Origin of the sequence: Candidatus Pelagadaptatus aseana (genome assembly GCF_040362265.1) — a bacterium.
Taxonomy (GTDB): Bacteria; Pseudomonadota; Gammaproteobacteria; order Pseudomonadales; family Cellvibrionaceae; genus Pelagadaptatus; species Pelagadaptatus aseana.
Genome location: NZ_BAABNJ010000002.1, coordinates 336,813 through 357,152, shown reverse-complemented (window position 1 = coordinate 357,152; position 20,340 = coordinate 336,813). Strand labels below are relative to the sequence as shown.

Below are 20,340 nucleotides of genomic sequence, written 5' to 3'. Positions count from 1 at the left end.
ATTCTCAATCCATGAAACTTGCAACTGAAAAACTCTACGCGTCACTCAAGCCCGAACAACTGGATCCCTACCTGTTCCGCAGCCCGGCAGCTGACTCCCCGCTGCCCAATCTGTTTGGCGGTCAGGTTATGGCGCAATCTCTAAATGCCGCCATCCAGACGGTTCCGGAAGACAGGATGATGCACTCGATGCACGCGTATTTTCTGCGCCCCGGAAAACCCAACACCCCCATAATTTTTGATGTGGACCCGATCCGCGACGGTGGCAGTTTTACCACCCGCCGAGTTGTGGCAAAACAAAATGGCAAGGCCATTTTCAATACCAGTATTTCTTTTATGGCTGAAGAAGAAGGCTTCGAGCACCAAATGGATATGCCCGACGTCCCTGCACCCGATTCTCTGCCCACCGATGAGGAAAGAAAAGCAGCCTTTCAAAAAGCCAACCCGGATTTCAAAGGTCTGCCCAACGTGGATAAATTCAATGTCTTTGAGATACGCACCAATGGCAAACTGCTGATGGAAGCGGCCGGAGAGAAGCGCGATCCTCAGTTAGGTTTCTGGTTCAAAACTGTCGAGCCACTGGCCAACGATCCCATCATCCACCAGACCCTGTTGGCTTACGCCTCAGACTTTCGCCTGATGGGTACCTCCCTGCTGCCCCACGGTGTCAATTTCTATACCACCAACATGCAGGCCGCCAGTCTCGATCACGCCCTCTGGATTCATCGTGACTTTAAAGCGGACGAATGGATTTACTACGACATATCCGGCCCCAACGCCCAAGGCGGGCGCGGCCTCAATTTTGGTCGTTTTTTCTCCCATGACGGCACCCTGATCGCCTCAACTGCACAGGAAGGGTTAATTCGCCTGCGCTAACCGGCGTTCAGGTAACTGGCGTGAAAGCGAATGTGGTCTTCAATAAACGACGCAATAAAAAAGTAACTGTGATCGTAACCCGGCTGCATTCGCACCTGCATGTCGTAACCCGTCGCTTGACCAGCTTGCACCAACAACTCGGTTTTTAACTGCTCGGTTAAAAAGTTATCGGCATCGCCCTGATCCACCAGCAAAGGCAATGTCTTCTCAGCACGGGCCAGTAATTCACAGGCGTCATAGGCTTTCCAACGCTCGCGATCGGCACCGAGATAATTACCCAGCGCCTTCTCACCCCACGGACACTGCAATGGTGAGCAGATGGGTGAAAAAGCCGACACCGATTGATAAGCCTGAGGATTTTTCAGGGCAATGGTAAGTGCACCGTGACCACCCATCGAATGCCCCATGATGCTGGCTTGCGCCGGATTAATGGGCAAGCTGCCGAGCAGGCCAGGCAATTCCTCAACCACATAGGAATACATTTGGTAATGATGTTGCCAGGGCGCTTCGGTGGCATCCACATAGAATCCGGCGCCTAGGCCAAAATCGTACGCCCCTTCCGGGTCATCCGGAACTGCCTCGCCTCTGGGGCTGGTATCGGGTGCCACTATCGCTACACCGGCAGCCTCGGCAAACTGTTGGGCACCGGCTTTGGTCACAAAGTTTTCATCGGTGCAGGTGAGCCCGGACAACCAGTAGATCACCGGCACCTTTGCAGATGCCGAGCGCGATGGCAGAAAAACCGAAAAATGCATGTCGCAATCAAGCACCACTGAGCGGTGCCTGAAGCGCAATTGTTGCCCACCAAAACAGCGGTGCGCATCGATCTGCTCAAACCCTATTGATGACGACATCAGTAGAGTACCACCGAGCGAATACTGTCACCGGCGTGCATCAGATCAAACGCCTTATTGATGTCATCCAGTGGCATGGTGTGTGTGATCAAGTCATCGATATTGATTTTGCCTTCCATATACCAATCGACAATCTTTGGCACATCGGTGCGTCCGCGCGCACCGCCAAAAGCCGTTCCTCGCCAGGAGCGACCGGTCACCAATTGAAAGGGTCTGGTGGAAATTTCCTGGCCGGCGCCGGCCACACCAATAATGCAACTCTCACCCCATCCTTTGTGACAGCATTCCAGTGCATCTCGCATTACCTTGACGTTACCAATGCATTCAAAGCTGTAATCAACACCACCGCCAGTCATATCCACAATATGACCCACCAGATTTTCTACCTCGCGGGGGTTCACAAAATCGGTCATGCCAAATTGCCGACCCAACGCCTCTTTATCCGGATTGCTGTCCACCCCGATAATGCGAGTAGCCCCAACCATTCTGGCACCCTGAATCACATTCAGACCGATCCCTCCCAAACCAAACACCGCCACCGTGGAACCCGGTTCTACTTTCATGGTGAAGGCAACAGCACCAATGCCGGTGGTCACGCCACAGCCGATGTAACAGATTTTATCGAAGGGTGCGTCTTCTCTTACCTTGGCCACGGCAATTTCCGGCAATACGGTGAAATTGGAAAATGTAGAGCACCCCATATAATGCAACAGGGGTTCACCATCGAGACTGAAGCGACTGGTCCCGTCGGGCATCACCCCCTGCCCCTGAGTAGTGCGAATGGATTGACACAAATTGGTCTTTGGATTGAGACAGAAATTACACTCTCGACACTCCGGGGTGTAGAGCGGGATCACATGATCACCAGGCTTAACACTCTTCACGCCCGGCCCCACGTCCACTACCACACCGGCACCCTCATGCCCCAGAATGGCCGGGAATGCCCCTTCGGGATCATCTCCGGAGAGGGTAAAGGCGTCCGTGTGACATACGCCAGTGGCCTTGATTTCGACCAATACCTCACCGGCTTTCGGACCGGCCAGGTCCACATCACATATTTCCAGTGGTTTGCCGGCACCAAAGGCCACGGCTGCACGTGTTTTCATTTCAATACCCCATTGCTGTTTGCAAGTCTTTGGAGCACCAGTATAGTCGCCGTAGCAGCAGTCGGACTAGATTCAATCATACAGACGTCGATTTATTACGATGACCACAAACACACACTCAGACACTCATATGGAGCAGATGCGCCAGGCTTTCGATCGGCAGGTGGGCATGCCCGATGACGAGTGGCTGCAACTTGAACCACTGGTAAACGTTCGCGAAGTACCCGCCAAGTACACACTTCAGAAAATTGGCTCGGTGGCGACCCACCATTATTTTGTGGTCAAGGGACTGGTTCGGTTTTATTACATCACTCCTGAAGGCAAGGAACTCAACAAGGGATTTTACGGTGAGGACTACATTGCCGGCAGCCTCAGCGCCATGATCATGGAAGAACCCAATCGCTTTGCCATTGAAACGCTGGAGCCGAGCATTGTCATCGACCTGCCACTGAAACAAATTCACGCAGTATCCGGCCCGGGTACCGCCTGGGAAAGGCTGGTCAATCACTGCTGCCAGTTGATGCTGGTTCGCAATGAACGACGCGAAGCCGAATTATTAACCCTCACCGCCAAACAGCGCTTCCTGCAATTTGTGCGCAATTTTCCGGGATACCTTGAACGCATCCCGCAATACCATATCGCTTCCTATCTTGGCATTACACCGGTCGCCCTGTCGAAATACAAAAAACAGTGGCTGGCAGATAAAGAAAACTAGAAGTCTTCTGACTGGGCCAGACAGTGTCCGTCGCGATCGCGAAAATACCTGCGACTTGCTGAAAAGCTCTGGCCCATGGCATATTAAACCGGCAAGTCGGAATCAAAGACGTTGACTGCACCCTCGCCGACAGGAACTCAATGGCCACTTATTTCCAGAGCAAAACTAAGTGCAACACCAGCACAACCATTGCAGGGCTCAGTAAAAAACTGGCGCTCCTGTTGTTGCTGTTTTGCAGTCACAGCTCGGCGGCAGAACTGAATGCCCATTTCCGCTCCGTACCCCCCGATATGTTCTTCAAGGGCAATCAACCCGCAGGCCCTATTAAAGAAATTGCCGAGCTGGCTCTCAGCAGGGCTGGCCACAGCATCCACTGGCAGGCCGTTCCCTGGAAGCGGACCCAGTTTATGGCCAGAGCCGGCAATACCGATTTACTGGTCCGCCATTCCATGACGCCCGAACGCGAACAGTATCTGGCCCCGATTCTTATCGGCTATGAATTACGCAACGTGCTGTTTGTCAAAGCGCCCGGGAAAACTATTCGGGTAAAGCACTTTAAAGACCTTAAGCAATACCGGATTGGTCAGCGGCGGGGGCATTTCTACGCCAGAGATTTCAATGATGCCAACAATCTCAATCGAGAATTGGTCAATAACCACGAGCAACTGGTGCGAATGCTACAAGCCGGCCGAATTGATCTGGCCGTCATCAATGATTCCGAGCAGGGTGACCTTGAAGCCTTGCTCGCCATTGACGGCAGTGCCATCGCCGAATACAAGATATCCTATTTCAATGGCCGCTACTGCTCTATCCCTTTGAAATCTCCGGCCTATGCATTTTTTGACGACATCAATCGGGAATTTTTTGCGATGCGCGCTTCCGGCGAGATTACCGAAATCATGCAACGCCATGGCGCCGAACCCTTTATTCAGGACTTCTCCACCCCCGAAAGCAAAGCCCAACAGGCTCTGGCTCATTCAGATACGTAGCGCAACCGGTAATTGAACTGCGGGCCGACACTTCTTTTTGAGAACCGGGCTTTACAGGTTTCATAACCCTCACAAAACACATTGGCCTTGGTACCGCCGCTGAATGTGATATCCACTTCGACGGCAGCGGGGCAATTATTGGTCACAAGGAACTCCCAGTATCCTTGCCCCTGCCATCCCACTGACGCACAGACATCCACCGGTGGCAATACATAGGTCTTCGGATTTTCACGGGCCTGCTCGCGCAACTGCTGCTCATTGTCACGCTGCAGTTGCTGCTCCAGCGCCTGCTGATGTCTTCGTTTGCAGGCAACCGCCTGCTCAAAACAAACCGTCGATTTACAATAGTTGTCCCTGCCGCACTGACGATTACAGACCTGCTGCTGCGCGTAACAGGCATCCTGCTGAACCGAACTATTGCCAAAGGTCTGATAGTCCGGTGACTGCGCTATCGCGGTGTGTGCATGCAAAACCATCGACACCAGAATCAACACCCTCATAAAACCATCGGCAAATCGCGCCATAAAACAGCCTCTATTGTCATGATCCAGCAGTGCTCCCACCGCCGTAAAAATTATACTTGAGCGATACGCTCAAATTTATACTTCTTTACCAGGGCCAGCTTGTCGATGCCTCTGGTGGTACTTAGTATTGGATATCGTTTGAACAATAATAAGCAGGCACAGGGCTATGATTTCATTTCAACTCAATGGGCAACCCGTCACCACGGATGCTGCACCCGATACCCCTCTATTGTGGGTGATTCGAGATTTGTTTCAACTCAAGGGATCAAAATTCGGTTGCGGCATGGGACTCTGTGGCGCCTGCACCATGCACCTTGATGGTGAAGCCGTGCGCACCTGCGTTCTGCCGATAGCCGCCATTGCCGGCAAACAGATTACAACCATTGAAGGATTGAGCCCGGAGGGCAGCCTTCACAAGGTTCAACAAGCCTGGATCGATCACAGCGTGGCCCAGTGCGGTTATTGCCAGAGCGGTCAGATCATGAGTGCTGCCGCGCTGTTGGCCAACAACAGCAATCCCAGTGACAGTGAGATTGATCAAGCCATGCAGGGTAATATCTGTCGGTGCGGTACCTACCCGCGCATCAAGCAGGCCATCAAAGACGCAGCCAGCGAACTGAACAGCAGTGTTTCCTATTACGAGCCCGACAATACTCCGCTGCGTCATTCTCAGGAGGCCATCTCATGAGCGAAATGACAACTTCACGCCGCAGTTTCTTGAAATTGATCAGCGCCGCTGGCGGTGGTCTGGTCATGGGCGTACCCCTGTCCGGATGCGCGAGCAATATCACAGCCAGATCACACGAACCCGGTGAATATCACCACGACGCTTTCCTGCAGATTACCCCCAGCAGCGCGATTCACTTTTACATGCCACGCTCGGAAATGGGTCAAGGCATCTATCACGGCCTGACCACCCTGATTGCCGAAGAGCTCAACACCTCTCCGGAACTGATTACGGTGCACAATGCCCCGGCCGGCGATGCCTTTGCCAATCCGGCCTATGGCGTACAGGCCACCGGTGGCAGTACCAGTATGAAACAACACTTTTTGCCCCTGCGTCAGACCGCTGCCAATGCCAGAGCGGCCCTGTTGAACGCAGCCAGCAAAAAACTGGGCGAACCTGTAGACCAGCTGTCTCTGATCGATGGCAAAATCGTAACCCGATCTTCTACTAAGCCGGCTGAATACCCATTCGGCGATTTTGTCGAGCAGGCCAATCAACTGCCCACTCCCAAAGACACGCCGCTGAAACCGGCCTCGCAATTCCGTTTTATCGGCAAGGACCGCCCCAGAATCGACGGTCAACTGAAGTCCACAGGCCAGGCCAAATTTGGTATCGATGCGGACTTCCCCGGCCTGAAACGTGCCGCAGTCAAGCTTTGCCCGGTACACGGGGGCCAGGTTAAAAACTACGACGACAGTCAGGCCAAAACCATGGCCGGCGTGCTGCAGGTAGTCAACTTCGGGCAGGGAGTGGCCGTTATCGCAGACCACTACTGGCAGGCCAAACAGGCCGTAGCCCAACTGCAAATTGAGTGGCAGATGCCGGAACTGGCAAAGATCTCCACGGCAGAGCTGCAACAAACCCTGAAGCAAACCCTGAGCGACGAGGAGGGTCAGGAAGCTCGTAAAGTCGGTGACGGCCGAACCGCGCTGAGTAAATCTGCCAAAACGTTCGCAGCCGAATACTGGGCACCCTATATCGCGCACGCCACCATGGAACCCATGAACTGTACCGTCCACCTTCAGGAGCAGCGTTGTGATGTCTGGGTAGGCAGCCAGGCGCCTCAGGCAGCGCAGGCAACGGTTGCTCAAATCGTCGGGCTCGATCGCGAGCAGGTTGAAGTCCACTCCATGTTTCTTGGCGGTGGTTTCGGACGCCGCTCCAATCTGGATTATATTGAACAGGCGGCGGTTATCGCCAAGCTGTCGGGCTTACCAGTACAACTGGTCTGGAGCCGCGAAGATGATATGCAAAACGACTACTACCGCCCCGCGTCACTGGCCCACTTCGAAGCCGGCATCAATGATCAGGGCAAACTGGAAGTACTCAGTGCCAAGCGTGCCGGCCCCAATGTCATGCCCTACACGCTGGAAGAATTCGTACCCACTGTGGCGCCTCAATTTCTCGCCGGCAACCTGGCCAAATGGGCTGGCAAGCAAACCCACGGTCTGATGAAAAACTGGGTGGTGGATGAGTCCAGCGTCGAAGGTTTGGTGGATGACTATCAGGTGGCCAACAAGGAGTGCCGTCACATCACCGTTGACCCGGGTTTGACCACCGGCGCCTGGCGCGCGGTAGGCCATTCCTTCAGCGCCTTCTTTATTGAAAGTTTTATGGATGAAATTGCTCACGGCTCCAATCAGGACCCACTGCAATTCCGACTTGACCACAGTCAACACGACCCGCGCTTTACCCGAACGTTGCAACTGGCGGCAGAAAAGGCCAACTGGGGCTCGGCGCAACATCCCGGAGCCGCACAAGGCATAGCCGTTCACAGTTCCTTTGATTCAGTGTCAGCACAGGTGGCTGAAGTCACCGTAGAGAACGGGAAGATAAACATTCATCGCATCGTTTGCGCCATTGACTGCGGCACCGTGGTTAATCCCGACATCGTCATTGCCCAAATGGAAAGCTGCATTAACTTCGGCCTGACCGCCGCACTCTACAGCCAAATTGATCTGGTCAATGGCGCCGTACAACAGAGCAACTTTCACGATTACCCGATGCTGCGCATGACCGAAGCACCCACCATTGAAGTGCACATTGTGCCGTCCAATGAGCCGCCAACCGGAGTCGGTGAGCCCGGACTGCCACCGGTGGCACCGGCGGTGGCCAACGCCATTTTTGCCGCCACCGGTAAACGACTGCGATCCCTGCCGCTAACCTTGGGTTAATTGTCACAGAGCCTTGAATCCGGTTGCGCCTACTCGGCAGCAGAACGGATCAAGGCCTTTGATAACTTGACTGAGCGCAGGATGGAATCGCGGTGGATGCGCTCATCAGTCGCGTGAATGGTTTTGGTGAGTGCCATGGGCAAACTGAAGCTGTGGAAGCGATAGATATTCGGTGCCAGATCGACGTAGTGAGGGCTGTCGGTGGTAGCGGTCAACATCGATGGTGCCACCAGCGCTTGCGGGTAGGCTGAATTAATGGCGCGCTTAACACGCTGATAGCCCACCCCATTGATATCAGCAACCGGAGGACCTTTCTTCCAAGGGGCCGATACAATCTCAATCTGATCGTCTGCAATAATGTCACGAACATCTTGAATCAAACGCTCCTCGGTGACACCGGGAAGCAAACGAAAATTTACTTTTGCTTCCGCCTGCTGGGAAATAACATTTTCCTTGATTCCGGCATCGAACATGGTGACAGCGGTGGTTGTTCTGATCAGTGCGTTCGAGGCTGGATCGTCAGCCAAGGCACTTAACAACATGGGTTCTGTCAACCATTGCTGCTCCAGCATAAAGCCTTTCACCCCGCCCAGTTCCTGACCAATGGTTTTCAGCAGATCGGTAATGGGGGCAACCAATTGCGCTTCAAAGGGGTTGTCATGCAGAGCCTGTACGGCATTGGCCAATCGGACAATGGCGTTATCCTTAACCGGCATTGAAGAATGCCCGCCCTGTCCTTTCGCTTTCAATGTCAGGGTGACATAGGTTTTCTCAGCCAGCCCGATCATGGCCACGTCCCTGCCGGGCACAAACGGATTATCCTGAAGCACCATGCCACCTTCGGCAATCATATATTCCAGTTGTCGGTAACGGCCATTCAAGTGCTTAACAATATTGGCCGCACCCTCGGCCCCGCCAATTTCTTCATCATGCGCAAGTGAAAACAACAGGGTGCGCTGTGGTTGAAACCCTTCTTCCAGCAGCGCTTCCATGGCTTCCAGCGTCGCAATCACCGAGGCTTTATCATCAATCGCCCCGCGACCCCACAGATGGTCATCGGCCAGAACACCTGAGAAAGGCGGCTGCGACCAGTCCTTCTCAGTACCGGGCTCGATAGGAACAACGTCGTAGTGAGCATCAAACAGCACCGGATTGAGCGATGGCTCACGCCCCTGCCAGGTAACCACCAGGCTGTAATCGGCAATGGTATCGACCTGCAACTGTGAAAAAACCCGGGGATAGGTATCCTGCATAAAAGTCAAAAACTCGGTAAAAAACCGATAGTCGATTTTACTGCGATCCTGATAACTGATGGTGGGTATGCGTATGGCTGCAGACAGGTTCTGGATGACTCTCGGGGCCAGGGGCAGCGGATCTTTTACCGCAGCGAATGTTTGCAAGGGCAGCAATAACAGAGCCACCAAAAAGCCGGAAATTGTTTTCATCGTCATTATTTTTATGGGTAAATGAAAAATCAGGATACAACAAAAAACGGCAGCCACGAATGACTGCCGATTTAAGTTTTGCAAACTGACTAGTATCAGAATCGACTGCTATTTTTTGCCTTCGAGTTTCCTCAGGCGTTTTTCCAGCATCATATTTGGCACTGAAATATTGGCCGCACTTAACGATGAGCCAGGCTGGAATGGGTACTTATCCAGTGTGGCAACAAAATCCCGAATCTTCTGCTGCACCGGTACAAACAACCACATATTGTCGGCGTACCAGCGAATATAGAAGGAAGATTCCAGATTCGCTTTCTGGAAAGGATCCGCCTTGAGGTTGTTGATCACCGGCCAGTTCGGGGTAATCCGATAGGTGGTGGCAATGTCACCTTCCATGGTGGCAAAGGTGGCTTTGAAATCATTCCAACGCACCGCGTTCAACTCCTGATTGGCAGAGAAGTAGAAGATGGTATCGCGTGGAGACTCTTTGGCCTTGCCAGTGATATAAGGCAGCAGGTTATAACCGTCGGGGTGAACCTTGAAGGTTTTGCCGTTGGCTTTGTGGCCTTTTTTCAGCTTCGCAACAATGTTGCTGTCGCCGGCGGCCGCAAGCAGAGTTGGCATCCAGTCTTCATGTGAGGTGATGCCATTAATTTTGGTACCCGCTTTCACCTTGCCAGGCCAGCGCATAAATTGTGGCACCCGGAAACCACCCTCGTTAGTGGTACCTTTTTCACCATGAAACGGGGTAGTACCACCATCAGGCCAACTGAAAGTTTCCGCACCGTTATCGGTGCTGTACAGCACGATGGTGTTATCGGCAATTTTCAGATCATCGAGTTTATCCAGCAGTTCGCCCACTTCCCAGTCGTGCTCCAACATACCGTCGGCGTAAAGGCCAATACCGGATTTACCGTCCCACTTGGGCGCCAGGCGAGTCCAGACATGCATGCGGGTGGAGTTAAACCAGACAAAGAAAGGCTTCTTGGCCTGATGAGCCTTGTCGATAAACTTCAGGGTTGCGTTGAGGAATTCTTCCTGAGCCGTTTCCATACGCTTGCGGGTCATAGGGCCAGTGTCATTAATTTTGCCGTCGGCAAAACTGTGCAGCACACCGCGCGGGCCGTACTTTTTACGAAATTCCGCATCTTTGGGGTAGTAGTAAGTCTCTGGCTCTTCCTCGGCGTTGAGGTGATAGAGATTGCCGAAGAACTCGTCAAAACCGTGATTGGTTGGCAGGTGATTGTCCTGATCGCCAAAGTGGTTCTTACCGAATTGCCCGGTCATATAGCCGCGCTCTTTTAACAGGTCGGCAATGGTTGGGGTCCAGTCTGGAATGCCGTGGGGCGAGCCCGGCATACCAATGGTCAGCATTCCCGTGCGCACCGGGTGCTGGCCCATCATAAAAGCGGCGCGACCGGCGGTACAACTCTGCTGGACATAGTGATCGGTAAACAGCGCGCCCTCGTTGGCAATGCGGTCAATATTCGGAGTTTGATAGCCCATCATGCCGTGGTTGATGGCACTCAGGTTATAGAAACCAATGTCATCACCCCAGATGGCGAGGATATTGGGCTTGCTTTTATTGGTGGTCGCCAGCGCAGCCGTTGAGGCCACCAGCCCCACAATGACGCCTAAAACCACAGTTAACGAACGAACGAATACTCTCATTTCCCTTGCTCCTGAACGGTCAAATAACCGACGAATTGATTGAACATCAACAGAAGCCTAGTCCAACTTCAGGGGTTGGCAAATATCTTTACAATAGAATTGAGGAGGGCTATTAAACCCTATAAATACAGGCTATTACTTCTGTGTGGAACGACTATTTCTGGCGCTTTTTTTTGCTTTTGCAGACTTTTGCGGTCTGGCCTTTTCCAGCCACAGCAGTGTTTCCATATAAGCCACAAAACGGTTGAGATAGTGCGGGGACAAATCGCGCATATTGGACAATGAACGTATCGCCAGATAATGGGGATTGAGCGGCCCGGCGTTTTCCGGCCCTTCGTTGATTGAGCGCATCACCAGTTTTTCGGCATTGAGTTTGGCCCAGGATTCACGCAGAGGGGTGAGCGCTTTCAACTCGCGGGGGGTCGACTCCGGTTTGTCGCTGACCGGCGCCAAATCCGGCTGAGCAACATCGGTGGGAGAGACCGATGCTTCAACCCCATGGGCCTCTTCCATGGCATTCAAGCGACTCAGATCTTCTATCAGAGATTTAAACACTGATGGGGATTCCAGCTGTTTCTGATAAAGCCCGTTCATCAACTTCTGCAATCGCTTGAATTCGCAGTGATCAAAATACTGTCGAGCCAGCGGCAGTGAATCCGGAAACTCATCGGCAACCACTTTCAGATTGGCCTGCGCTTCGCTCTGGGAATTCAAAAAGTCATCGCGCAATTCCGTCAGGGCCTTTTTCAGTTTCTGGATCAACACCAGAGACACCGCCTCGCGCTGGCCGTTCAGCTTCGCCACCAGAGATTCGATAAACCCAAACCGCACCGGGTCGAATTGATCAAAACAACGTTCGCGCAGTCGCTCCAACAATTGTTGGGCATTGTCGGAAGCCAGATCCCGGATCGCCACTTCCAGCAGGTTGGCGAGGTCTCTATCGACGCTGTCTCGGTTATCAGTCATTCACGCTTACTCGCTGCCAACACCAGCATTTTGGGCCTTCATCGGCACAGGAGAAATCTCTACCCGGCGATTCTGGGAGCGGCTCAGGGCATCGACATTGGCCACCACAGGGCGCTGGGAACCAAACGCCGCGGCAAACACCTGTTCGGGTGCCATGCCCTCTTCAATCAACACCCGGGTCACCGTCAAAGCCCGCTGGGCTGACAGTTCCCAGTTATCGGCAAACCGCTGATTGTCCCTGCGCACAGGAAGATCGTCGGTGAAACCACTGACCATCAGAATTTCTTCACGTTGACTCAGATACACAGTCAATGGCGTGACCAGATCGCGTAACAATTGTCGACCCTCACGCTGTAATCGATCGGAGTTGAGTGCAAACAGAACACTGCCACTGATGCCAATTTTGCCATCACGCAGGGTGATGCTGCCTGACGCCAGTGGATCGGCAAGCGCCTCCTCGAGAGCCATGCGCCGCTGTTGTTCCTGTTGCCGCTTGAGGGTCTCTTCTTCCAGAGTCTTTGCCAACTCCAGCTGATAACCGATCACCCACACCAGCAGGAGTACAAATACCCCGACCAGCCCCGACATCAGATCGCCAAAAATCGCCCAAACGGGTGTCGACTGAGTGCTGTCTTCGATTTCTGCCATGGCGATTATACCGCTTCAGCTTCCGCAGCCCGACTGAGCTTGCGGATTTCTTCAAATACTTCTTTTTGCGACAACATACTGTGATCGATAATTTCTCGGGCCTGAGCCACGTAGTAACCCAACTGCTCGTCACTGCGGGCGTTGGATTTTTCCAGAGACTCCTCAATGCCCTTGAGGTTATCAATCAGGGCCTGACTGGAATCATTGAAGACATTCACAGCCACACCAAAAGATTCGCCGAGGCTGGCCAGCTCCGCCGCACTGCCGGAAAAGTGATCAACCACTTCGTTAATGCGCCCAACCTCAGTCTGCATCTGCTCGCTGAATCGTTCACCCACCTTCTCCAGCATTTCGGTGGAGGAGTTCACCAGCAACTCAGCAGCCTGATTTTGAGCCAGAGACGCCTGTTCCATGGAGGCGGACAACGCCGATAGCTCTTCCATGATCTTTTGGCGCTCCTGCAACAGACTGTTGTCGCGCTCGATATTTTTGGAAATCTCACTGCGCAGATGACCGATCACTTCGGCCGCCGCTTTGGGGGTTTCCGACGCGGTTTCGATCAGGTGGGACATGGGCTCTTCCAGTGCGCGGCCCAGATCACTCAAGTGTGCTGTCACCGCCTCCTGCAGCTCGCCCAGACGGGCTACCGCCGCGTCACCACGGCGCTGTTCCTCATCGCGCAACCCGCTAAGCTGTTCCTGCACGGCGTTGGCCATTTGTTGCAGGCGTTGCTGCGAAGACTCGGCCCACTGCTGTTCACCTTCAATTCGGGCTTGCACCAATTGCTCAGAAGTCAGCAGCAATCGGGTAATTTCACCCAGCAGGTTTTGCGACAGCGCCTCGCTCTTACCCGACACCGATGTCAGCAACTGAGTGGAGGATTGTTCAAAAGCCTGCAGGGTTTGTTCACTGCGTGCCTCGTAGTTTTCGGTTAACTGCCGGACACCCGCATTGACCTGATCCGTTACCGCCACCAACTGCTGATCTGCGGTGTGGGTCAGTTGCTTATGGGTCTGTTCGACATTGCTGCGAATTTCACGACTGATGTCATCCATGACCGCTTTGACTACCGGAGTGACGGCCTCACCGGTCAGACGGCCACTAGCAGCAATCGACTCACGCAAAGCCTGCCCCACCTCAGTGGCCAGGTCGGTGTAAACCTTCTGGGTACTGTGATGAAAATCCTGCTGGGAATTCTGCAGTTGCCCACCGAGACGATCACCCATGGTATCGAGCTTGTCTGCCACCTCGGCCAGCTTGTCAGCCACACGAGGCAAGGCATCCACCTGGGACTGGAGGTTATCAAAGGCCTGCTGCTGGCTGTAAACCAGAGAGAACTGGCGAAACACCGTGGCAATATCACCATCGAGAATACGCACCTGCTGCTGCCGTTCACGCCGGCACAAAGCCGCGGCCAATCCCAGCAAGGCTGAACCGGCAACACCGGCCACGGAGGTACCAAAAGCCAACCCAAGGCCCTTGATGGGGGCGGCCAGACCCTCGCGAATGGCCTGCAATTCGGCAGAGCCCTCCAGCGCCACAACCGCACCTTTTAAGGTATCAACCATACCCACAAACGTGCCCAGCAAACCCAACATAACCAGCAAGCCGGTAATAAACGGGGTCAGACTTGGCGCCGGCAGAGCCACCTTTTCACCTTCGATCCGATGCCTTACCGGGGTCTGCAGTGACAGCGGCAGCGTCTCCAGCCAGACCGCCAGATCATCCACACCTTGAGTCCGCGCCCGAGTCAGGGACGCGCCCAGACATGCGGTATGGTTACGAAACTGACGCAGCTCCAAGAAGCCCACCAGATAGGCCACACCAATCGCCAGAGTAATAACCAACGCAAATAGATCGCTGCTGGCAAACACCCAGCTCATCCAGATAATGGCGGCCGCTCCCAGCGCAAACACTGCCGCGAACCATGATTGTGTCAACAAATGCCTTGCCATGTTTGTTACTCTACCTCGTACTCGACGGCTTCCATCAACCCGATCACGGGCAACAGCCGAACTTCCAGTTCTGCAAACAGCAGTTCCTGCATGTCGTTTATAAAATGCTCAATCCAGGGGCCATCCACCGCCACGGGGTCCCCCCCGGATTCACAATATTCCTGATACAAATGTTCAAATCGCTTACCCAGCAAGCGGGGAATCACACCAAACAACTCCTTGGCGTGAGGCACCAGACTCTCTCCCAGTGCGGCATCAATCGCCGCCAGTTGCGCCATCTCCGCGGACGCCCCGGCCACCTGTGCACGAACACCGGACCACAGGGGCAAGATGCGATAATCCATTTCCCGTTGCACCGCTATATAAAAACGCTGAAACGGCTCAACTTCGGGTTTGCCTTCACTGAATTTCAATGGCGGCAGTTTGATGCGGCTGGGCTTGTCCTGCGGGTTAAAGGCCTTATCAACAACCTCTTCAATCGCCTCGCGAGCGGCCGTAAAGTCCTGACGAATACTCACCAGAACCTGATTATCTTCCCCCGCCTGAAAATCCACATTGCGGTGGGCCTGGGCAATATTGATCGAATCAGACAAACCGATCAGTCGGCTCATGCGCTCGGCAAAGTTATCGCTGGATAATTCTGCATCGGTCAGTTGCATACTGGTCAAAAAGCGAACCAGAACCGTTCCCGACAGGGCCGCTTTATTTGGAGGGGCATTCATGGCATTCGTATTCCAGCTTCTCTTATTGCACCAGCATCCAGACTATGCCACCTGCAAGTCGGTCAACTTATTTCTGACAGGGTCATCCAGCGCTTCAGACTTGCGGGTCTCGGCACTCATATTGACCGCAACGGATTCCAGCGTGGCACAGACCACCCCCTTCTGGCAGAGCGTCTGCCATATCACAAACGAACTGCCACCAATTTTCTTTACCCCGGTTTCAATTGAAATCCCGGCTCCGGCAAACACTTCAGCCTGATAATTGATGGTTGCCTGCACAATAGAAAAAAAGCCCTGAGTTACCGGAAGCATCCGCAGAGATCGAAACAAATCCTGCCGCCGTGCGTCAAACCAGCCATATATCAGCACATTATCCACGTGGCCCGCATCATTTTCGTCCATCGAGGTCGGCGTATAGTCAAACTTGAGCATCTTCTACTTTCTTTTTAAATCCGTATAAAAAGCTGCCCCGGTCACTGTCAAGCAATCAGGATTGTCATCAAAACTTACAGGATTGTTGCAAACGGGCGAATCAAAACAGCACAGGTGCCGAACGGCCAGATTAAAAAAACATTTAAAATCAGACAATTAGAGTTCTGAATCCATCAATGGCCGGCATTATAACAGCCACCAGACGGGCATAGAAGAAGCCCGGGAGTGAGCCCCGGGCGAAAGACAATAAAGACATGCAATTGCCGGCTTATCCGCAAAAAATGTTTCTCCCGACCAGACCGAACAATGCAGTCCGGCGGGAGCCGGACACTCAGATCATCAGAATATCGCAATCGAGCTTTCCGACAATTTTTTCAACCGTGTTGCCACGCAGGCGCCCTTTGAAACCCTGACGACGCTGACTGGCGATCAACACCAGATCAATGCCCTGCTCTGTAGCCACATCGCGGATAACATCTTCCGGGTCACCCACCTTGATATGTACCCGATCGGCATCGATACCGGCGGCTTTTGCCAATTGACCGCGATCGGGAAAGTCCATGGAGTCGGAGTAGGCATTCACCACATGAATCTCTGAGCCAAAGATTTGCGCCGTTCTCTGGGTCATGGCCAGCACCGCGGCATTGCGACTGTCGTACTGGGGGTCCTGAGACTTGACCGACGCCAGAATTTTACCCCGTGAAGCATCGTCACTGTCGACAGCCAACATGACCGGCACCCGGGTTTTGCGCAGAAATTTCCAGCGTTCATCGCTGAGCATAGAAGCCCTCAAGGTACCGTAAAACGGCACAAACGCCAGTGTTATGCCGTATTCCTCCACCGCATCCACCAGACTCTGAGCCCAATCAGAACTCCAGGACACCAGCAAGCGGTTTTTAATGCCCAATTCATCGATGTCCGACTTAAAGGTATGAATCCAGTCAAAATCCCGGGTAATGGTGGTCTGATGCAACTCTCTTTCAACGTATTCCAGATTGGCCATGACCTGAATAATCACTTCCAGATCAATGGCCTTGCCAGCCTCACTGGTCAATCGTTTGATGCGCTCCAACCCCGGATGAGTATCCCTGTTTGAGCTTACGACCACCAAAATTTTTTCAGCAACAGTCACCTTATTTCTCCCTATCAATCCCGCCATTAGTGGCGAATAACCGAAAGTCTGGCACAGACTCCACTGTAAATACGTTGATCAGAGCGCAAACAACGAAAAAATGTCTTTAATTCACCACTGGGAATATCCGGTGCTCTTGCCAATCGCGATTCTGGCTCAGTTCGAGGTTCTTTCTTGAGGCAAAATTGGATAGAATTTCGCCTTTTTAACGACGCCGATTTCCATGCGCGACTCTTCACTCAGAATCACCGAAATTTTTTACTCACTGCAGGGTGAGGCCCGCACCTCGGGCCTGCCTACGGTGTTTGTGCGCCTGACCGGCTGCCCACTGCGCTGTAACTATTGCGATTCGGAATACGCCTTCTTTGGCGGAGACCGCATGGAGCTGGCAGAGATTCTGGCTCAGGTGGCCAGTTATAAACCACGCCACGTCTGCGTCACCGGTGGCGAACCGCTGGCACAACCCAACTGCCTGCCATTGCTGGAAACCCTCTGTGATCAGGGCTATGAAGTTTCATTGGAAACCAGTGGCGCCATCAGCATTGAATCGGTGGATACCCGAGTCAGTCGGGTGGTGGACCTGAAAACCCCGGATTCTGGCGAGAGCAGCCGCAACCTCTGGGAGAATATTGGTTTTTTGACCCCTAACGATCAGGTCAAGTTCGTTATCTGCAGCCGCGCCGATTACGAATGGGCACGCCTGAAGCTGGATGAATGCGGACTGCACGACAAGGTCAACGACGTCTTGTTTTCTCCCTGCGCCGGACGGGTTAACCCCACCGAACTGGCCGACTGGATTGTGGCGGATAATCTGCCTGTACGTTTTCAGATGCAGTTACACAAAATCCTTTGGGCTGACGAGCCCGGCCGATAAACCATCAATCCGCTGTCTACCCTGACAGCAAGCGAGATAATCCATGAGCAAACCCAAGGCAGTCGTACTGGTATCCGGCGGACTGGACTCCACCACCGTACTGGCCATGGCCCAACAACAGGGCTTTGATTGCTACACCATCAGCTTTGATTACGGACAGCGCCATCGCGCCGAACTCAATTCGGCCGCCAATATCGCCAAGGTGATGGGGGCACTGTCCCACAAAGTCATCAGCCTCGATCTCCGAGCGATTGGTGGCTCCGCCCTGACCGATGACTCTCTGGACGTACCTGAAACCGAGACAAAAGAAGGGGATATTCCCATTACCTACGTGCCGGCCCGCAATACCGTCTTTATGTCCATTGCACTGGGCTGGGCCGAGGTACTGGGAGCGCAGGACATCTTTGTCGGTGTCAACGCGGTGGACTATTCCGGCTACCCGGACTGCCGCCCGGAGTACATCGAAGCGTTCGAAGCCATGGCCAACCTCGCCACCCGCGCCGGTGTTGAGGGCAACAGGCTCACCATTCACGCCCCACTGATGAAAATGGGCAAGGATGACATTGTGCAATGGGGGACAGCCAATGGCGTCGATTACAGCCTGACCGTGTCGTGCTATCAGGCCAATGACGAAGGACGTGCCTGTGGCAAATGTGACAGTTGCAGACTGCGTCGCGATGGCTTTATTCAAGCCGGTTTACAGGACCCTACCCGCTACCAATAAGGTCAATTTGGGCAACCCTTAAACCAATTACACAAGCCTTATCCAACCCCTGAAAAAAGTGTCATTTATCCTAAAAAAAGGGTTGTCTTTTAAAAATAGATCATTAATATACGCAGCTCCTTCGGGGCGACAGCCAAACGGCTTTCCACGAAGGCGCAGGCAGCGAAAACTGCAGGCATTTGGGTCGTTAGCTCAGTCGGTAGAGCAGTTGGCTTTTAACCAATTGGTCACTGGTTCGAATCCAGTACGACCCACCATATTAAACAAAAAAGGCTCGCCATTGGCGGGCCTTTTTTGTTTAACCTTGCGACACACTGATTCGCTCTTCAAAGTGCGGTTCGACCAATTGTGTCCCAGACACAATTGAGACGCCAACGGCGCCCCGCAGGGGTAAAAGCGCCAGAGGCAATGGCGCTTTTATCTATCCAGTACGACAACTCGCCGCCACAACCTTCAGATCCTTCGCTACAGCTCAGGATGACAATGAAATATATCCCACGGGCCTTTCTCGTTTAACCTGCGGAAACACGGCGACCCTCCAATCCCATCCCCACCCTAAAAATCTAAAGTTCACCAATGCATTATAAAAAGGCAATATAGATCGGTCTGAGTCCCAAAGAGATCGCCCCCATGAACGCCTTTCGCTTTACCACCACCAAATCCCTGATTAATGCAGCCGGCAGCCTGCAATCTCTGGCGGAGCAGTGCCAACTGCTGAAAATCAAACGGCCGTTAATCGTGACCGATCAGGGCATTGTCAGCGTCAAGTTGCTGGATAAGCTCGAGGCGGCACTGGCAGGCAGCAACCTAGACTATCGCTGCTACACCGATGTCATCGCCGATCCTCCGGAGCGGATTGTTGAAGAAGCTCTGGCACTGGCACAACAACATCAGGCCGATGGCATTATCGGCTATGGCGGTGGCAGCTCCATGGACACGGCCAAATTGATCGCCCTGCTGGCCTGTTCCGGAAAAGCTCTGGCCGATGTCTATGGCGTCGACCAGGCCAAAGGCCCGAGACTGCCTTTGATTTTGATCCCGACTACCGCCGGCACCGGCTCGGAAGTTACCGCCGTAGCCATTGTAACCACCGGAGAAACCACCAAGGCCGGAGTCGTTTCCCCCATCCTGTTGCCCGACATCGCCCTGCTGGATGCCGAACTGACGTTGGGCTTGCCACCCCATGTGACCGCCGCAACGGGAATCGATGCCATGGTGCACGCCATTGAGGCCTACACCAGCATCCACAAGAAGAACCCCTACTCGGATATGCTGGCCCGAGAAGCGCTGGCATTGATGTCACAAAATATTGCGACCGCCACCCACACTGGAACCAATCTCGAAGCCAGACAAAATATGCTGCTCGGCGCCTGCCTGGCCGGTCAGGCCTTCGCCAATGCCCCGGTTGCCGCTGTTCATGCGCTGGCCTACCCACTGGGCGGTCACTTCCATATTCCCCACGGCTTGAGTAACTCCCTGGTATTGCCCCATGTGTTGCGCTTTAACGCGACAGTGGCCGCAGAGCAATACGCCGAACTGTTCGATGTTATTAGGCCCGACAATAAGCTGTTGGACGCCACCAGCAAAGCACTGGCGTTTATCGAGTATTTTGAAAAGCTGATAAGTACTTTGGAACTGCCTAAGCGACTGCGCGATGCCGGCGTCACCGAAGCCTCACTGACCACTCTGGCCAGTGACGCCATGCTGCAGCAGCGCTTGCTGATCAACAATCCACGCGAAGTCACTGAAGCCGATGCACTGCGCATCTATCAGACGGCTTTTTAAGTTTTACGACCGAGACCCCATC

19 protein-coding genes and 1 tRNA gene are annotated in these 20,340 nt (G+C 53.5%); 9 read left to right on the top strand and 11 right to left on the bottom strand.

The window, feature by feature from the left end; translation table 11 throughout:
• Positions 1–11 precede the first annotated feature (11 nt).
• Positions 12–875 carry an acyl-CoA thioesterase gene (locus ACPXV9_RS04215; RefSeq protein ID WP_423894860.1) on the top strand — a complete coding sequence of 288 codons (864 nt, stop codon included), beginning with the start codon at positions 12–14 and terminating at the stop codon, positions 873–875.
• On the opposite strand, the gene fghA is transcribed toward ACPXV9_RS04215, so the two are convergent.
• Together fghA and ACPXV9_RS04205 are read right to left on the bottom strand one after the other, a co-directional pair.
• A complete protein-coding gene (gene fghA, locus ACPXV9_RS04210) occupies positions 872–1,729 on the bottom strand; it encodes an S-formylglutathione hydrolase (protein WP_423894859.1) in 858 nt (285 codons plus the stop codon). The two genes, ACPXV9_RS04215 and fghA, sit on opposite strands and share 4 nt — an antisense overlap.
• Positions 1,729–2,835 (bottom strand): S-(hydroxymethyl)glutathione dehydrogenase/class III alcohol dehydrogenase, encoded by a 1,107-nt coding sequence (locus tag ACPXV9_RS04205; RefSeq protein ID WP_423894857.1) that lies wholly within the window; start codon positions 2,833–2,835, stop codon positions 1,729–1,731. Before ACPXV9_RS04205 ends, fghA begins: the two co-directional genes overlap by 1 nt.
• Positions 2,836–2,965: 130 nt before the next feature.
• Between ACPXV9_RS04205 and ACPXV9_RS04200 the strand changes: the two genes are divergently transcribed.
• A complete protein-coding gene (locus ACPXV9_RS04200) occupies positions 2,966–3,550 on the top strand; it encodes a Crp/Fnr family transcriptional regulator (RefSeq protein ID WP_423894855.1) in 585 nt (194 codons plus the stop codon).
• A 140-nt stretch (positions 3,551–3,690) separates the two neighbouring features.
• On the top strand, positions 3,691–4,539 hold the full coding sequence (locus tag ACPXV9_RS04195; RefSeq protein WP_423894853.1) for a substrate-binding periplasmic protein: 849 nt from the start codon (positions 3,691–3,693) through the stop codon (positions 4,537–4,539).
• On the opposite strand, the gene ACPXV9_RS04190 is transcribed toward ACPXV9_RS04195, so the two are convergent.
• A complete protein-coding gene (locus tag ACPXV9_RS04190) occupies positions 4,524–5,063 on the bottom strand; it encodes a hypothetical protein (protein WP_423894851.1) in 540 nt (179 codons plus the stop codon). The genes ACPXV9_RS04195 and ACPXV9_RS04190 overlap by 16 nt on opposite strands.
• A 166-nt stretch (positions 5,064–5,229) precedes the next feature.
• Between ACPXV9_RS04190 and ACPXV9_RS04185 the strand changes: the two genes are divergently transcribed.
• Both ACPXV9_RS04185 and ACPXV9_RS04180 read left to right on the top strand, forming a co-directional pair.
• Positions 5,230–5,751, top strand: coding sequence for a (2Fe-2S)-binding protein (locus tag ACPXV9_RS04185; protein ID WP_423894849.1), 522 nt, complete (start codon positions 5,230–5,232; stop codon positions 5,749–5,751).
• Positions 5,748–7,964, top strand: a complete 2,217-nt coding sequence (locus ACPXV9_RS04180) for a molybdopterin cofactor-binding domain-containing protein (protein WP_423894847.1) — start codon at positions 5,748–5,750, stop codon at positions 7,962–7,964. The genes ACPXV9_RS04185 and ACPXV9_RS04180 overlap by 4 nt, the downstream gene beginning before the upstream one ends.
• Positions 7,965–7,993: 29 nt before the next feature.
• On the opposite strand, the gene ACPXV9_RS04175 is transcribed toward ACPXV9_RS04180, so the two are convergent.
• The 8 genes from ACPXV9_RS04175 to ACPXV9_RS04140 form a co-directional block, all read right to left on the bottom strand.
• Positions 7,994–9,409 carry a M20/M25/M40 family metallo-hydrolase gene (locus ACPXV9_RS04175; RefSeq protein ID WP_423894845.1) on the bottom strand — a complete coding sequence of 472 codons (1,416 nt, stop codon included), beginning with the start codon at positions 9,407–9,409 and terminating at the stop codon, positions 7,994–7,996.
• A gap of 108 nt (positions 9,410–9,517) precedes the next feature.
• Positions 9,518–11,080 (bottom strand): arylsulfatase, encoded by a 1,563-nt coding sequence (locus ACPXV9_RS04170; RefSeq protein WP_423894844.1) that lies wholly within the window; start codon positions 11,078–11,080, stop codon positions 9,518–9,520.
• Between the two features lie 135 nt (positions 11,081–11,215).
• The gene (locus ACPXV9_RS04165) at positions 11,216–12,046 is read right to left on the bottom strand and encodes a DUF2894 domain-containing protein (RefSeq protein WP_423894842.1); all 831 of its coding nucleotides are present in this window, start codon (positions 12,044–12,046) and stop codon (positions 11,216–11,218) included.
• A 6-nt stretch (positions 12,047–12,052) separates the two neighbouring features.
• Positions 12,053–12,694, bottom strand: a complete 642-nt coding sequence (locus ACPXV9_RS04160; RefSeq protein ID WP_423894841.1) for an OmpA family protein — start codon at positions 12,692–12,694, stop codon at positions 12,053–12,055.
• Positions 12,695–12,699: 5 nt separating this feature from the next.
• Complete coding sequence (ampE, locus tag ACPXV9_RS04155; RefSeq protein WP_423894839.1) at positions 12,700–14,637, bottom strand: regulatory signaling modulator protein AmpE; 1,938 nt, start codon at positions 14,635–14,637, stop codon at positions 12,700–12,702.
• Between the two features lie 17 nt (positions 14,638–14,654).
• Positions 14,655–15,371, bottom strand: coding sequence for a DUF3348 family protein (locus ACPXV9_RS04150; RefSeq protein ID WP_423894837.1), 717 nt, complete (start codon positions 15,369–15,371; stop codon positions 14,655–14,657).
• A 42-nt stretch (positions 15,372–15,413) separates the two neighbouring features.
• Positions 15,414–15,803, bottom strand: a complete 390-nt coding sequence (locus tag ACPXV9_RS04145) for an acyl-CoA thioesterase (protein ID WP_423894835.1) — start codon at positions 15,801–15,803, stop codon at positions 15,414–15,416.
• A 331-nt stretch (positions 15,804–16,134) separates the two neighbouring features.
• Positions 16,135–16,935, bottom strand: a complete 801-nt coding sequence (locus ACPXV9_RS04140) for a universal stress protein (protein ID WP_423894834.1) — start codon at positions 16,933–16,935, stop codon at positions 16,135–16,137.
• 223 nt (positions 16,936–17,158) lie between these two features.
• Between ACPXV9_RS04140 and queE the strand changes: the two genes are divergently transcribed.
• From queE to ACPXV9_RS04120, 4 genes are all read left to right on the top strand, one after another.
• Positions 17,159–17,809, top strand: a complete 651-nt coding sequence (queE, locus tag ACPXV9_RS04135) for a 7-carboxy-7-deazaguanine synthase QueE (RefSeq protein ID WP_423894832.1) — start codon at positions 17,159–17,161, stop codon at positions 17,807–17,809.
• A gap of 43 nt (positions 17,810–17,852) precedes the next feature.
• A complete protein-coding gene (gene queC / locus ACPXV9_RS04130) occupies positions 17,853–18,533 on the top strand; it encodes a 7-cyano-7-deazaguanine synthase QueC (protein WP_423894831.1) in 681 nt (226 codons plus the stop codon).
• A gap of 181 nt (positions 18,534–18,714) precedes the next feature.
• A tRNA-Lys gene (locus ACPXV9_RS04125) sits at positions 18,715–18,790 on the top strand.
• Positions 18,791–19,163: 373 nt separating this feature from the next.
• Positions 19,164–20,318, top strand: coding sequence for an iron-containing alcohol dehydrogenase (locus ACPXV9_RS04120; RefSeq protein ID WP_423894830.1), 1,155 nt, complete (start codon positions 19,164–19,166; stop codon positions 20,316–20,318).
• Positions 20,319–20,340 lie beyond the last annotated feature (22 nt).

Excerpts from the sequence above, each read along its gene's own strand:
- ACPXV9_RS04215 (WP_423894860.1), top strand. The coding sequence starts at position 12 with ATGAAACTTGCAACTGAAAAACTCTACGCGTCACTCAAGCCCGAACAA.
- fghA (WP_423894859.1), bottom strand. The coding sequence starts at position 1,729 with ATGTCGTCATCAATAGGGTTTGAGCAGATCGATGCGCACCGCTGTTTT.
- ACPXV9_RS04205 (WP_423894857.1), bottom strand. The coding sequence starts at position 2,835 with ATGAAAACACGTGCAGCCGTGGCCTTTGGTGCCGGCAAACCACTGGAA.
- ACPXV9_RS04200 (WP_423894855.1), top strand. The coding sequence starts at position 2,966 with ATGGAGCAGATGCGCCAGGCTTTCGATCGGCAGGTGGGCATGCCCGAT.
- ACPXV9_RS04195 (WP_423894853.1), top strand. The coding sequence starts at position 3,691 with ATGGCCACTTATTTCCAGAGCAAAACTAAGTGCAACACCAGCACAACC.
- ACPXV9_RS04190 (WP_423894851.1), bottom strand. The coding sequence starts at position 5,063 with ATGGCGCGATTTGCCGATGGTTTTATGAGGGTGTTGATTCTGGTGTCG.
- ACPXV9_RS04185 (WP_423894849.1), top strand. The coding sequence starts at position 5,230 with ATGATTTCATTTCAACTCAATGGGCAACCCGTCACCACGGATGCTGCA.
- ACPXV9_RS04180 (WP_423894847.1), top strand. The coding sequence starts at position 5,748 with ATGAGCGAAATGACAACTTCACGCCGCAGTTTCTTGAAATTGATCAGC.
- ACPXV9_RS04175 (WP_423894845.1), bottom strand. The coding sequence starts at position 9,409 with ATGAAAACAATTTCCGGCTTTTTGGTGGCTCTGTTATTGCTGCCCTTG.
- ACPXV9_RS04170 (WP_423894844.1), bottom strand. The coding sequence starts at position 11,080 with ATGAGAGTATTCGTTCGTTCGTTAACTGTGGTTTTAGGCGTCATTGTG.
- ACPXV9_RS04165 (WP_423894842.1), bottom strand. The coding sequence starts at position 12,046 with ATGACTGATAACCGAGACAGCGTCGATAGAGACCTCGCCAACCTGCTG.
- ACPXV9_RS04160 (WP_423894841.1), bottom strand. The coding sequence starts at position 12,694 with ATGGCAGAAATCGAAGACAGCACTCAGTCGACACCCGTTTGGGCGATT.
- ACPXV9_RS04150 (WP_423894837.1), bottom strand. The coding sequence starts at position 15,371 with ATGAATGCCCCTCCAAATAAAGCGGCCCTGTCGGGAACGGTTCTGGTT.
- ACPXV9_RS04145 (WP_423894835.1), bottom strand. The coding sequence starts at position 15,803 with ATGCTCAAGTTTGACTATACGCCGACCTCGATGGACGAAAATGATGCG.
- queE (WP_423894832.1), top strand. The coding sequence starts at position 17,159 with ATGCGCGACTCTTCACTCAGAATCACCGAAATTTTTTACTCACTGCAG.
- queC (WP_423894831.1), top strand. The coding sequence starts at position 17,853 with ATGAGCAAACCCAAGGCAGTCGTACTGGTATCCGGCGGACTGGACTCC.
- ACPXV9_RS04120 (WP_423894830.1), top strand. The coding sequence starts at position 19,164 with ATGAACGCCTTTCGCTTTACCACCACCAAATCCCTGATTAATGCAGCC.